Raw genomic sequence first — 13,703 nt, forward strand, 5'->3', positions numbered from 1 at the left:
CTTTGATCAAAGTTTAAGTTTTAGTCCAAATGAATAGATACGAGATAGTGGGAACTGGCCACCATCAAGTCCAATGCCGCCTACCTCTGGATCCATTCCAGTGTATTTGGTAAAGGTTACAAGATTGTCTGCACCTACGAATATTCTTAAGTTTGACTTAAAAGGCATGTTTTTGAATGTGTAACCTATAATAATGCTCTTGATACGTAAGTAATCGCCACTTTCAAGGTACCAATCTGATACAGTTTGGAAATTCTTATTCTTGTCGCTTGCTGAAATTCGTGGAATGTCAGTGTTAGTGTTTTCTGGTGTCCAGGCGTCAAGGATTTTATTCCATCTGTTGTATCCTTGTTCTGATCCATTTAGCGTAGATTGTTTGAATGCATGGAAAAGTTTTGCACCACTTACTCCTTGTAAAAACATACTGAAGTCAAAGTTATTCCAAGCCAGATTGGTTGTAAAGCCATAGGTTAATTTTGGAGCCGCACTTCCCATATAAGAACGGTCGCCATCATCAATTTTTCCATCATTATTTAGGTCTCTGAATTTAAAATCGCCGGCTTTTGCGTCTGGTTGGATTTTCTTTCCATCCTTTACATAAGCATTTGCTTCAGCATCTGATTGGAAAATACCTTCCTGTTTAACAAGCCAATAAGAATAGTAAGGTTGGCCTACGACTGAACGGAAGGGGTTTAATACGGATCTCCAGTTGTCTGTGTGTAAAAAGAAGGAATTAGGGTTTTGGTCTATATAATCAACTCTATTTTTTAAAGTCGCAATATTGGCGCCGAAATCATAGCTTAGTGATCCTGCATTATCTTTCCAGGATGCTGCAAGCTCATACCCTGTGTTGCGAATTTTTCCTTGATTAATTAGAGGTGCACCTAGACCGTAAGTGTTTGTCCATTCTGTATCTTGGGTTTTGATTAGATCATAGGTTAGCTTATTAAAATAATCACCGGTGATTGATAATCTTTGTTTTAATAATGATAAGTCAAACCCTATGTCACTTTGCTGAGAGGTTTCCCATGATAATAACGGATTAAATAAACTTCCTAAAGAAAGCGAATTGCTTCTTGGAGCACCATCGCCTACCTGATAAGTATAATCGGCATTTAATCTTGGATATCCGTATGCTTTGTCCTCTATAGAGGCAATATTTCCAATTCTACCCCAACTAGCACGAATTTTAAAAAGATCTATACCTTCAATATTGAAAAAAGGCTCAGAACTTAATTTCCAGGCAGCAGTAACCCCAGGGAAGGTTTTGCCGCGATGCCCTATTGTTAAGCGGCCTGCTACATCATAACGGTAACTACCGGTTACAAAATAGCGATCTGCCCAACTATAGGAAATTCTTCCTACGTAAGATAAGTTCCTATCATACTCTTGTAGATCTTCAGGGATATTCTGGTCAAATATTGTGGCATTGTTGAAGAATTGTGCCCAGTTTTCTTCAAGCTCAAATCCCTTAGCTCCTGTTTTAAAAAAGCGTCTACCACTCTCTTGAGCAGTGGTTGAAATCATAGCGCCAATACTGTGTCTATTGAACGTACGATTGTAATTCGCAGTACTTTCCCAAATCCAGTGATACCCATTGTTTGATTCATAAGTTAGCTGATTCTGAGTATTTGGTTTTCCAGGTTCAGTTCTGATTGGTTCGAAATTTTTAAATAGAGAGTTAGTTTTGCGGTATGAGAAACGCGAGAAAACTGTTAATCCGTTAATAATATCAGAAACAGAGAGCTCTGTCGTAGATTGTAAGTCGTTGCCTTTATTGAAAGGTTTATACCTTAATAGCGTAGCTACCGGATTAATAGCGTCACCATGAATACCTAAATATTTAGAGTCCCTTGGTCCAACACCTCCGAAAGTTCCATCTTCATAATAGGGGGTAGCTGAACTTGGCATATAAATAGCAGAAAGAATTGTGCCGCTATAACCGCTTTCGGTTGAAGTCCCTCTCTTGTCATTATTGTTCCAAAACAATTCCTGACGTAGTTTTATTTTTTTGTTAAACTGATAATTAGAGTTAAAACGCAGAGATAGGTTTTGGTTATAGGTATTAAGCAGTGTTCCTTCTTCTTTTTCATAACGTCCTTGTATCAGGTTAGAGAACTTCTCAGTCCCTGCATTGATACTTACATTATGTCTTTGTACTAAGCCGGTTCTAAAAATTTCGTCAACCCAATCAGTACGTGTTACTTGAGCATATGGGTTTTTTGTTGCGTCCCAGCCATCAAGAGGGCTTTGCCCTGCATTTGTATTAGCAAGGTTTGATACTTTAGCTTCTTCTTCTGCAGTAAGCGCATGTGGTAATCGCCAGGCACTTTTTAGTCCTGCAAAGCTATTGTATTCTACACTTGGAGCGCCTTGTTTAGCTTGACGAGTGGTGATTAAGATTACCCCAGCAGAACCAGAGAAAGCACCATAGATTGCTGCAGATGCTGCATCTTTCAATATAGTAATTGATTCTACATCGGAAGGATTATAAGGGGCATTAGGAACACCATCTACAACATATAATGCACTTTCGTCTTTTCTGGAGCCTATACCGCGGATAGTTATTTTTGGGGTCTGGTCAGGATGGCCGCCGTTGTTTACTACCGTTACGCCAGCTACTTTACCTTGAATCATAGCTTCAACATTCAAAACCGGACGATCTTTAATTTTGTCCATATCTGGAACCGTTGCCACAGCAGCAGAAAGATCTTGTTTTCTAGCAGTTCCATAGCCAATTACTACAATTTCATTTAGAGATTGTCTATCGGTTTTAAGGGTTACATTTAAGCTAGCAGAGCTTCCTACGGTGATTTCTTGGGCAACATAACCCAGATAACTAAATACAAGAACAGACTGGTCATTGTCAACAGCAATACTGTACTTGCCATCTAATGTTGTAGCCGTTCTTTTGTTTGTTCCCTTTAGCTGAACGGTAACACCCGGTAAAGGGCCGTCAATGTCATCGGCGGTTACGGTACCTGTTACAATTCGCTCAACAGCTGGTGTTGTGGGCTTAGGTGGAGCAGGCTTTTCATCAATGATGAGGTTATTACCAATTTGTATGCAACGTAGATTGGTTTCATCTAGAATCAGTTTTAAAGCTGTTTCCATTGAAATCTGACGTGCAGTGATGCTGGTCTTTTTCTCATTTCTTTTAACTAACGCTTCTCCAAAAGAGAACTTTATGCCAGTTTGTTTCTGTAAGGTTTGGAAACATTCTTTTAAACCTGCATTTTTCAATTTTAGGTTTAACTGTATCTTGTTCAAATCCTGACTATTGGCGCTGTTTGCAAACAACATCCCTGTTAAGGTAAGTTGTACAATTAATGTGATTGCAGATATCTTCATAATAAATCTGATACATGGGTGGAGGTACAATCCTTTTTGCATATTTTTGTTTGTTTAGTAGGTTTTTTCCCAAAGAAAATGGGGTAATAAATCTGTTAGCCTTCTGAGTTCTTTAACTCGGAAGTGAATCCTTGAAGTCTTGAGGCCTCGTAAACCAATGACTAAATGGATTTCTAGTGAATTCGCCCTGTTTAACAGGGCGTTTTTTTTAGGTAGCTTTTCTCTTTACATAGTTTAATTTTTTAGTTTGAAATTATGATTTGATTGCGCTCTAGTTTGTACTTAAAACGACCTGCTTTGCCCATTACAGACATAATTTTATCTATCGATTCGTTTAAAGAACAGGTAGTATTGATTCGGTAATTGGATAGATCGTTTGATAATATTTTGATGTTTACATTATAGCATCGTTCTAATACTGCTACAACATCTCCTAACCGTTGATTGTTAAAGGTTAGGTTCCCATCTTTCCATAGTTCCAATTCTCGAGTTGAGACTTCATTTAAAGTTGCTTTTTCTGACTTCTCATCCCAATTCACAAGATGACCAGGTGTGAGGACTGCAACAGATGTTAAATGTTTATTAGAATTATTAGCTTGCCTGTCTACCCTAACCTTTCCAGTTGCCACACTTACCTCGATCGGACTTCCTTTAAATGCTTCAATCTTGAAAGATGTACCAAGTACCTTAGTTTGAATTTTATTGGTGTGGATAATAAATGGACGAGAAGTATCTCTTTTTACCTGAAAAAATGCTTCACCAACTAGTTCCATTTCCCGAATGTTTGCGAATGTTTTAGGATATCGTATTTTACTGTTTGAGCCAAGATAGACTATCGTGCCGTCTGATAAGGTGACTTTTGAACGTTGACCTTTTGGATTGTATGCTTCTAAGAGGGCAACTTTAACAGAGTCTTCTTTGCTGCTTTTTGAGAATTGATATATACCAAACATCAGTGGAAGAAGTAGAATTGCAGCATATTTAAACCATCTTTTTGGCCATAGTCTGGTTGTTTCCTGACTGCTTTCAGTTTCGTTTTGAAAGCTCTGCATTAATTGCTGGCGATAACTAGCCATTGCTTGAAGATCGAGCTCCGGATCTTCCATTTCCTGCCAGGCCTCATCGAGAACTTCACGAAATAGACCTGCCGATTCCGGCTGCTGCAGAAATTGCTTTACCTGCTCCAGTTCTTGATCACTGCAGGTATTGTTTAAATACTTTTTTAGTAATACTTTGTTCAATTTGGTTTGGCATTTGGGCCTTCATAATAGAATACGTAAAAAAGGAAGAATACCCTGAATGCTAAATGCTATAAAAATTGAATTTTATTTAATTAGTTGATTTTCAGTTATAAAAAGTGGATGGTGATCATGAAAATGATAAGATTAATATGGCTTCTCATTTTTTTTCTGAGGAAGAGAAGAGCTGCTGAAACGTGGCTTTCAACTGTTTTTACAGATAGGTTTAGATTGTCTGCAATCTGTCTGTAGCTGAGGTTCTCGTGTCTGCTCATTTCAAATACAAGCTTTCTCTGAGGACTTAACTGGTTGAGGTTGGCAAGATAAATTTTTTGAAGCTCATTGTAAGAAACAGCCTCGTTGGTGGTATCTTGAGTGAAAGTATCCGCCATTAACTCACAAATCGGAGTTGTTGAAAGCTCTTTTTTGCGGAAATGATCAATCATTGAATTTTTGAGCGCTTTAAAAAGATATGGGCCTAAAGAGCCCTCTTCCTGAAAATTGTCCTTTTTCTCCCAAACCTTTAACATTAAATCCATTATCAGTTCTTCTGTTATGGATTGTTGTCGGATGTATTTTAATGCGAAAAGATTTAATCTATTGAAGTATCTTTCAAATAGCAGATCAAATGCGCGAGTGTTCCCTTCCCGGCACCTTTGTAACAATTCATGATCTGGTAATTTTCTATTCGCCATTACGCAACAAAATTAGCTACTTCCTTGATTTGCTTTTATTATATTTTGGTTAATTCAAGTTAACATTTATTTAACATAGCCTATCCTTGAGGTAATTTTATTACTCAAGCAATAAACGTTAGTGCAGAAACCCCTATTTCTCTGCTGCTAAACTGTTTTTGGTGTTTATAAATGGTTTTGTTAAGGTACATATTTGTCTGATTTTCACGAATTTTTTTAAATGATTTTTATGGTTAATTTTAATTTATGAAACATATATCTATCCTGGTTCCTAAAGGGGCTATTTTAGGGAGTCTTGAAGGTTCCCGACAATTATTTAGTCAGGTGAATGAGTTTTTTAAGGCAAAAGGTCAGCCACCTCTATTTTCAGTTCAATTGGTAGGTTTAACAAAGGAGACGCCGATAAGTGGTGGGCTGTTTACCGCAAATACAGACTTGTTGATTGGGGATGTAGAAAAAACAGACCTTATCATTATACCAGCTATTGATGGAGAGATAAGTGGAGCGATAGAACAGAATAAGGATTTTGTTCCTTGGATTGTAAAACAGTATAATGGGGGAGCTGAGATAGCAAGTTTATGTCTTGGTGCTTTTTTATTGGCTTCAACAGGTCTGCTAAAAGGAAAAAAATGTGCCACTCATTGGTTGGCTGAAAATGACTTTAGGAGAATGTTTCCTGATGTAAGCTTGGTTACAGAGAAAATTATTACTGATGAGAACGGAATATATTCGAGTGGAGGTGCTTTTTCTTATCTGAATCTAATCTTATATCTGATAGAAAAATATGCAGGTAGGGAAATAGCTGTTCTATCAGCAAAAGTATTTGCTATTGAACTTGACCGGGAAAATCAATTGTCATTCACAATATTTCAGGGACAAAAGGAGCATGAAGATGAATCAGTAAAGAAAATTCAGGAGTTTATTGAGAATAATTTTCAGGAGAAAATAACTATCGATCAGTTGGCTTCTATGCAGGCGATAGGAAGAAGAAATCTTGAACGTAGGTTTAAAAAAGCAACATCTAATACCATAGTAGAGTACATTCAAAGAGTAAAAATGGAGGCTGCTAAAATTAGTTTAGAGTCTTCTCGCGAAAACATTAATGAAGTAATGTATAAGGTAGGGTATACTGATAATAAAGCTTTTCGTACAACTTTTAAAAGGATTACAGGTTTGTCACCTATTCAATATCGTAGCAAGTATAATCGCGAATTGGCCGTGTAACCTAGATCTTTAATGACCATAGTGAAGTCTCAATGTTATTAATCTTGCTGATTTAGGTTAAGTGGAACAATACTTGTTGATTATTCGTTGAGTAAAGAGCTACTCTTGTATTAAAATGAGTAATATTTCCAAGAAAGGTTTCATGAAATCAATAAAAGGTAAGGTTATTATAGCCTTGCTATTGGCGTGTTTTGCTCTTTTTTTGGCATGGGGAGTTAGTAGAGTAGCATTTAAAGAAATGCTAAATACTGTCGAAAATATTTCAGCTCCTAGTGAACGATTGAGGATTGTTAATGTTATTTCAAGAAAGATTGGAAGCTTGGATCAGTCGCAGAAGAAGCAGGCTTTTAATGACCCTGGAAATTATCAACAACTTTTTAAGGAGTCGCGACAACTAAGATCTGTTTTGGATAGCTTGGGCTTTTTGTATGCAAATGACTCTCTTCAGCTAGCCAGAATTGCAACTATAAAAAGGCTACTAGGGGAGCGAGATAAGCAATTTGTTGATTATTTAAAGGTAAGAGAGCGTCTGGTAAATAATAAGTCATTTTCCGAACAGGTTAAGAATATTAATGATATTGTTTCTAAGAGTGCGGAGCAAGCAGATAGTACTATTCTTGCTACTGAAGAGAAGACATCAACAACAACGATTTACCCTAATGAAGATAAGCGCCGGAGTTTTTTTGGGAAGATTTTTGGGAAAAAGAAAAGTGAAAATGATAATCCAATACGAATTGTAAGTGAAGAAAAGGTAAAAAGGGATACTATTGCACTGTCGGCTGAGGAGAAAATGGCTAGTGATTTAAAGAAATCTCTAAAAATTATCGAGAACGATCAGAGGCAAAAAAATGCTAGTTTTCTAAATAGAGAAGCAGTTCTGGCCAACGCTAATAGCTTGTTGGTTAGTCAAATGTTAGATGTTTTAAGGAAAGTAGAAAGTGAGGTTGTAAGTCAGATAGAAGTAAATGGGATTCAAGCAAAAAAGGTTGTAAATACAGGAATCAATACGATTTCATTAATTATGCTTGTCTTTTTGGTATTGACGGGCGTATTGCTATATCTTATTTTAACAGATATTACCAGAAGTGGGAGATATAGAAATGAACTTGAGCTGGCAAAAGATGAGGCCGAGTATCATGGTACGGCAAAGCAGCGCTTTCTTTCAAACATGAGTCACGAGATTAGGACACCTCTACAATCTATAATTGGTTATGCAGAACTGATTAAGCAACAAGAATATCCACAGGCTAAAGATATTGATGCTATTTATCACTCATCTGAGCATCTGCTACAAATTGTTAATGAAGTACTGGATTATAATAGGATCATATCTGGCAAGTTTACCTTCTCTTATAAAATATTTGATGTAAAGCAGCTTTTAGATGAAGTTATCTCCGTAATGAGACCACAGGCTGAGGCCAAATCATTGAAAATGATTGTTGATTTTGATCTGAAAGGGCTTAAATATATTTATGGTGATCCGTTTAGATTGAAGCAGATTCTCTATAATTTATTGGGCAATGCAGTGAAATTTACTCAGGTAGGAGACATCATACTTTCTGCATTTTATAAGAGGCAAGGTGAAAACATACATTTTACTTTTATTGTAAAAGACACAGGTATTGGCCTTTCTGAAGAAGAGAGCAAATTAATTTTTAACGAATTTGAACAAGTTAATGCTATCGAGCATGATGCGGTTAATAGCACAGGGACTGGGTTGGGCCTGACAATTGTAAAGTCGCTTATTGAGAATCAGGGTGGAAGAATTTATGTAAAAAGTAAGGTAAATGAGGGGAGTGCTTTTACGGTTTACTTAACCTTTGCATTTGCAAAAGAACTAGAGGCTGTTGATGCCCAGGTATCAAATTATAAACAATTGTCGAGTTATAAAGTATGGATAGTAGACGATGATCAACTAATACTGGATTTATGTGAGATCATTTTTGAAAAGAATGGGATTAGTTATAAAAGCTTTAACTCTCCATCTAAGTTACTAAATGCTGATTGGGATAGTTCCGTGAATTATGTGCTGATGGATATGAGGATGCCTGAAATGGATGGGGTAAAACTTTGCAGACTATTGAGAGAGAAGGTAGTTAATAATGTACGAATTTATGCGATTACTGCTCAGGTTTTGCCTGACGAGCGTACTTTTTTCTTAGAAAATGGTTTCGACGGAATAATAATGAAACCATTTAGAGAAGCAGAACTTTTGGCTGCTTTTTTTGAAATTTCTAATAATGATAGTCTAGTTTTTCAAGATGTTGAATTAGATCTTTCCTCTTTAAGGAAGATGACATATGATGATAAAGAACAGTTGAATAAAATTCTACTGAGATTTAAGGAAGACTGTTTGAATGACAGTCATGAAATTGAATTGGCAATTGCTGATAATGATTTAATAGTTTTAAGATTGTTGACACATAGGTTGGCAGGTAGGATAGCCCAAATTGGCGCTAAAGGTCTGGCTGCGGCTTACAGGGAATGTGAATTAAAATTAAACGACACAGGACTTTTGAATGACCATTTAAAGGCTGAAATAGGCTCATTACTTGACCGATTAAAAGAACTTTTGGTAAAAGTAGAAGAAGAAATGAAAAAAACGGACTATTCTATCTCATAGCGTTCCATTTTGCTATACAAAGTTTTTCTATCTATGTTGAGTAATTTAGCGGCTTTTGATTTATTATATTTCACTTTTACCAATGTTTCCAGAATAAGTGCTTTTTCATTCACCTCATTAATTGCTTTAAGATCTGATCCGCTAGGTTTGGGTGCTTGATTAATAGCTACAATCATTTCTTCAGGTAAAGAATCTACTTCGGCCGTTTCGTTAGGTGTTAGCAACACCATACGCTTAATTACATTTTTTAATTCTCTTAGATTTCCAGGCCAGTCGTATTGAAGTAGAAGTTCTTTGGCGGGGCTAGATATATTCAATACATTCCGCTGCAGTTCGGTATTTGATAGCTTGATGAAGTGATTAATGAAAAGTTCGAGATCCTTTCCGCGATCTCTTAATGCTGGGAGATGTATTTTAAATTCGTTAAGACGATGGTACAAATCTTCTCTAAATGTTCCATTGCTAACGCTCGCTTTTAGGTCATCATTTGTTGCGGTAATTATACGGACATCAACTTTGATCGTTTTAGTGCTTCCAACAGGCTGTATTGTCCTCTCCTGAAGAGCTCTTAGCAGCTTTACCTGAACCTCATAACTAAGATTTCCTACTTCATCTAGAAAGAGGGTTCCGCCATTAGCTATTTCAAATTGTCCCTTTTTATCATTTAGTGCTCCAGTAAATGCCCCTTTAGCATGACCAAAGAGCTCACTGGCTGCCAGATCTTTGGAAAGTGCGCCACAATCTATTGCTATAAATGATTTGTCTTTGCGTTTACTTTGCATATGCAAAGCCCTTGCTGCATACTCTTTACCAGTTCCACTTTCTCCCTGAATAATTACGGACATATCAGTTGGCGCAACAAGATTTATATGCTCATATAGCTTGTCGGCAATTGCACTTTTCCCCTTTATTGCATCCGCATGTTCCACAGAGTCGATTGTGTTTTCGGATTCCTTTTTACCTAAAGCATTATTGATAATCATTAACAACTCGTCAGGATTAACAGGCTTTGTAATGTAATCGAATGCACTTAACTGAATAGACTTTACTGCCGTTCTTACATCATTAAAACTTGTCATGATGATGATTGGTTGTAAAGACCCCTTTTCACGAAGATGTGTCAAAATATCGAGACCATTTCCATCGGGTAAACGATAGTCCACCAAAAGCAAATCGAAAGTTTGTTTTTCAAGTATCTGAAAGCTTTTTTTTACTTCATTTATAGCGAGTGGCTCATGCCCATGCTTTTTTAAAAAGCCCTCTAATATCTGAGAGAAAGTTAAATCGTCTTCAATAATTAGTATTTTCGCCATAGGGATTAAGCAGGTAAATATTAGCAAAAATACAAAAGACTAGCGGAATTTGGCTTTTATTCGATGCAAATTCTTAAACACGGCTTTTTATAATGTCTAATTCAAGTTAAATTTATTTGTTGATACTCTTTAAATGTAAACGGCTATTTTTAATTATTGTTTTAACTTTCAGTAATTTTTGAACTTTTGATAATTAATTTTATTTTTGTTTTATGGAATTATCTGAAGGAAGATTGAAATTTATTGAAGCTTGGGGAAAGCTTGGCTCTGAATGGGGTATTAATAGGACGATGGCTCAGATCCATGCCTTGCTTCTTATTTCACCTGAGGCGTTGACTACTGAAGAGATAATGGAAGAGTTAACCATCTCAAGGGGCAATGCGAATATGAATTTAAGAGATTTAATAGGGTGGGGGCTTGTTGAGAAACAACATAGATCGGGTGAACGCAAGGAGTATTTTTATGCAGATAAGGATACATGGAATATTGCTAGACAAGTTGCTAAGGAAAGAAAGAAGCGTGAGCTTGATCCGATAATAAAGCTTTTGAACGAATTGTCGGAGGTGAGGGGGGATGATAAGGATAGAAACTATAAAACATTTAGAAGTTCTGTAAAGGATATAAATAAACTGGCTAAAAATGTAAATAAGACTTTGGAGACTATGTTGAAAGCTGAAGAGAGTTGGTTTTGGAGTTCAATTTTTAAAATATTTAAATAATGTTTCTTTATTTTCAATTTGTATTGGAAGTTTAATTGTTTATTTATATTGTAGGTTTTTAGCTTTTTGATGATGAAATTTTTGATTTATTATAGGAAATGAATTTGAGTGGTCTGATTGTCTTCTATTCTTTTAAAGAGGGTGCTAAATTTTACTTGTAAAGGGTAGTCAGTAGGATGAACTTGAAATAATGTTTGGCGAAAAGCTGAGATAATATAGAAAAAACACAATTTGTTAACTATTTAGGTAAATTATCTTTGACGAAGCTTTACTATACTTATATCTTTTCTTAGCTTTGTTATATGCTGTCTAAGAAAACGAAATATGCAATAAAAGCACTGGTTGCTCTTGGTAAGAACACGGGTAATCCCCCAATGCAAATAGTGAGATTAGCTGAACAGGAAATGATCCCCAGAAAGTTTTTGGAACAAATCCTGTTAGATATGCGTAATGCAGGATACCTTTACAGTAAAAAAGGTGCCGGGGGTGGTTACAGTTTAAATAAGGATCCACAAGATATATTTCTTGCTGATATCCTGCGTATTACCGATGGGCCAATTGCAATGGTACCCTGTGCTAGCTTAAAGTTTTATCGTAAATGTGATGAATGCCATGATGAAGTAACCTGTGGCATTAGAAAGACTTTTATAGATGTGAGAAATGCGACTTTAAACGTATTGGCGCAGACATCAATAGCCGACGTAATAGCTCGAGAGACTGACGAAAACATAGTTTCTTAATCGGATAAGCCAGTTCTACGAGAGAGTTCTTCAAGTACAGTCTTATTTGAAGATTGGAATACATTTTGCTGTTATTATGAAAACCAGATATTTTATATCTGGTTTTCTCGTTGTATAGGGTGATAATCACACATTTGTTATTAACATCTTGAACTTTTATTTAATTAACTTTGATTTAAAACTTTATATATGACAGAAAAGAACATGAGTAAATTTTCTAGTAGAATACTTGGGATCTCTTTATTGATGGTTATTCCATTTATGACGTTCGCTCAAAAACCCAATTGGCAAAATCTAGATTTAAAAGCAGATTCTACATTTGGAATCAGTACCGAAAGAGCTTATAATGAGCTACTAAAAGGTAAGAAATCCACGAAGGTAATTGTCGCTGTTTTAGATGGAGGGGTTGATGTTAATCATGAAGATCTAAAATCTGTAATCTGGATAAACAAAAAAGAAAAACCAGGTAATGGTAAGGATGATGATAAGAACGGCTATATCGACGATATAAATGGATGGAACTTCTTGGGATCGAGCAAAGGATCAATTAATTATGAGACATTAGAGCTAACCAGGTTAGTACGCCGTGATAATGCAAAATTTGATAAATTGGACGCATCCTCTGTGTCGGCAAATGATCTTGTGGCCTTCGAGGTTTATCAAAAAAATAAAACTGAATTTGAGAAGGAACTTGCAGAAGCAAAAGCAGGGCTAGATAATTATTCTGCAATCAAATCAGCAATTGATGATGTTGTAAAAAAAATCGGGAAAGACAATCCTTCATCAGATGATATTCAAGCATTCCAGCCGTCTTCTGATATTGAAACAAATATTCAGAGAATACTACTGCAACAAGTAAAAAACACAACTTTTGAGGACTTCTATAAAACTCAAATATTGGATGGTTATGAGCACTTTAAATCCCAGGTTGATTATAATCTAAATCTTGACTATGATCCTCGTTCTATTGTGGGAGACGATCCGAATAATAGCAAAGAGAGGTTTTATGGGAACAATGATGTTACTGGTCCAGATGCTAGGCATGGCTCACATGTCGCAGGGATAATTGGGGCAGTAAGAAACAATGGATTGGGGATTAATGGTGTTGCTAACAATGTAGAAATTATGGCTGTTCGCAGTACGCCAAATGGAGATGAAAGGGATAAAGATGTTGCTAACTCAATCCGGTATGCTGCAGATAACGGTGCAAAAGTTATTAATATGAGTTTTGGCAAATCTTATTCATGGGATAAAGCTATTGTTGATGATGCTGTAAAATATGCGGTTTCAAAAGACGTTTTAATTGTACATGCCGCAGGGAATGATAATGAAAACCTGGAAGTCGCTAAAAATTTTCCAAGTCCTAACTATGACGATGGGGGAGTTGCCGCTTCATGGATCACAGTAGGAGCCTCAGGGCCGGCAAATGATGAAACTGTAAAAGCTAGCTTTTCTAATTATGGAAAAACCACTGTGGATGTTTTTGCTCCCGGCGTAAATATAAACTCTACAATTCCCGGATCTAAATATGAAAAACTAGATGGAACTAGCATGGCTTCACCTGTCGTGGCAGGTTTGGCCGGATTAATCCGTTCATATTATCCTAAATTAACTGCGATTGAAGTAAAGGATATCATTTTGAAATCTGTTGTTAAAGTAGATCAAAATGTGATGATCAAAGATGATGAGTCTACTAAGACAGTTCCCTTTTCAGATCTTTGTGTTACAGGAGGCATAGTTAATGCTTATAATGCATTAAAGCTTGCATCTGAATATAAAAAATAGCTTTAAGGGGCTCTT

9 protein-coding genes are annotated in these 13,703 nt (G+C 36.3%); 5 read left to right on the forward strand and 4 right to left on the reverse strand.

The window, feature by feature from the left end:
- Positions 1 to 6 precede the first annotated feature (6 nt).
- The 3 genes from HQN83_RS11305 to HQN83_RS11315 all read right to left on the reverse strand — a co-directional run bounded on the left by HQN83_RS11305 (position 7) and on the right by HQN83_RS11315 (position 5,284).
- Positions 7 to 3,351: a SusC/RagA family TonB-linked outer membrane protein gene (locus tag HQN83_RS11305; protein ID WP_246254456.1), complete on the reverse strand. Its 3,345-nt coding sequence runs from the start codon at positions 3,349 to 3,351 to the stop codon at positions 7 to 9.
- A 242-nt stretch (positions 3,352 to 3,593) separates the two neighbouring features.
- Positions 3,594 to 4,592: a FecR family protein gene (locus HQN83_RS11310; RefSeq protein WP_173090442.1), complete on the reverse strand. Its 999-nt coding sequence runs from the start codon at positions 4,590 to 4,592 to the stop codon at positions 3,594 to 3,596.
- 107 nt (positions 4,593 to 4,699) lie between these two features.
- On the reverse strand, positions 4,700 to 5,284 hold the full coding sequence (locus HQN83_RS11315; RefSeq protein WP_173090443.1) for an RNA polymerase sigma-70 factor: 585 nt from the start codon (positions 5,282 to 5,284) through the stop codon (positions 4,700 to 4,702).
- Positions 5,285 to 5,530: 246 nt separating this feature from the next.
- Between HQN83_RS11315 and HQN83_RS11320 the strand changes: the two genes are divergently transcribed.
- On the forward strand, positions 5,531 to 6,508 hold the full coding sequence (locus HQN83_RS11320) for a GlxA family transcriptional regulator (protein ID WP_173090444.1): 978 nt from the start codon (positions 5,531 to 5,533) through the stop codon (positions 6,506 to 6,508).
- A 142-nt stretch (positions 6,509 to 6,650) separates the two neighbouring features.
- On the forward strand, positions 6,651 to 9,131 hold the full coding sequence (locus tag HQN83_RS11325; RefSeq protein WP_246254458.1) for an ATP-binding protein: 2,481 nt from the start codon (positions 6,651 to 6,653) through the stop codon (positions 9,129 to 9,131).
- Here the strand turns inward: HQN83_RS11325 and HQN83_RS11330 are convergent.
- Positions 9,116 to 10,444, reverse strand: a complete 1,329-nt coding sequence (locus HQN83_RS11330) for a sigma-54-dependent transcriptional regulator (RefSeq protein WP_173090446.1) — start codon at positions 10,442 to 10,444, stop codon at positions 9,116 to 9,118. The two genes, HQN83_RS11325 and HQN83_RS11330, sit on opposite strands and share 16 nt — an antisense overlap.
- Before the next feature lie 212 nt (positions 10,445 to 10,656).
- Here HQN83_RS11330 and HQN83_RS11335 point away from each other — a divergent pair, with 212 nt between their 5' ends.
- The 3 genes from HQN83_RS11335 to HQN83_RS11345 all read left to right on the forward strand — a co-directional run bounded on the left by HQN83_RS11335 (position 10,657) and on the right by HQN83_RS11345 (position 13,688).
- Complete coding sequence (locus HQN83_RS11335) at positions 10,657 to 11,163, forward strand: GbsR/MarR family transcriptional regulator (RefSeq protein ID WP_173090447.1); 507 nt, start codon at positions 10,657 to 10,659, stop codon at positions 11,161 to 11,163.
- 302 nt (positions 11,164 to 11,465) lie between these two features.
- Complete coding sequence (locus HQN83_RS11340) at positions 11,466 to 11,903, forward strand: RrF2 family transcriptional regulator (RefSeq protein ID WP_048903680.1); 438 nt, start codon at positions 11,466 to 11,468, stop codon at positions 11,901 to 11,903.
- A 189-nt stretch (positions 11,904 to 12,092) separates the two neighbouring features.
- Positions 12,093 to 13,688, forward strand: a complete 1,596-nt coding sequence (locus HQN83_RS11345; RefSeq protein ID WP_173090448.1) for a S8 family peptidase — start codon at positions 12,093 to 12,095, stop codon at positions 13,686 to 13,688.
- The last annotated feature ends 15 nt before the right edge of the window (positions 13,689 to 13,703 follow it).

It is taken from the genome of Pedobacter foliorum, assembly GCF_013266735.1.
Taxonomy (GTDB): domain Bacteria; phylum Bacteroidota; class Bacteroidia; order Sphingobacteriales; family Sphingobacteriaceae; genus Pedobacter; species Pedobacter foliorum.

Coding starts and splice junctions, on each gene's coding strand:
- HQN83_RS11305 (WP_246254456.1), bottom strand. CDS start 3,351: ATGAAGATATCTGCAATCACATTAATTGTACAACTTACCTTAACAGGG.
- HQN83_RS11315 (WP_173090443.1), bottom strand. CDS start 5,284: ATGGCGAATAGAAAATTACCAGATCATGAATTGTTACAAAGGTGCCGG.
- HQN83_RS11320 (WP_173090444.1), top strand. CDS start 5,531: ATGAAACATATATCTATCCTGGTTCCTAAAGGGGCTATTTTAGGGAGT.
- HQN83_RS11325 (WP_246254458.1), top strand. CDS start 6,651: ATGAAATCAATAAAAGGTAAGGTTATTATAGCCTTGCTATTGGCGTGT.
- HQN83_RS11330 (WP_173090446.1), bottom strand. CDS start 10,444: ATGGCGAAAATACTAATTATTGAAGACGATTTAACTTTCTCTCAGATA.
- HQN83_RS11335 (WP_173090447.1), top strand. CDS start 10,657: ATGGAATTATCTGAAGGAAGATTGAAATTTATTGAAGCTTGGGGAAAG.
- HQN83_RS11340 (WP_048903680.1), top strand. CDS start 11,466: ATGCTGTCTAAGAAAACGAAATATGCAATAAAAGCACTGGTTGCTCTT.
- HQN83_RS11345 (WP_173090448.1), top strand. CDS start 12,093: ATGACAGAAAAGAACATGAGTAAATTTTCTAGTAGAATACTTGGGATC.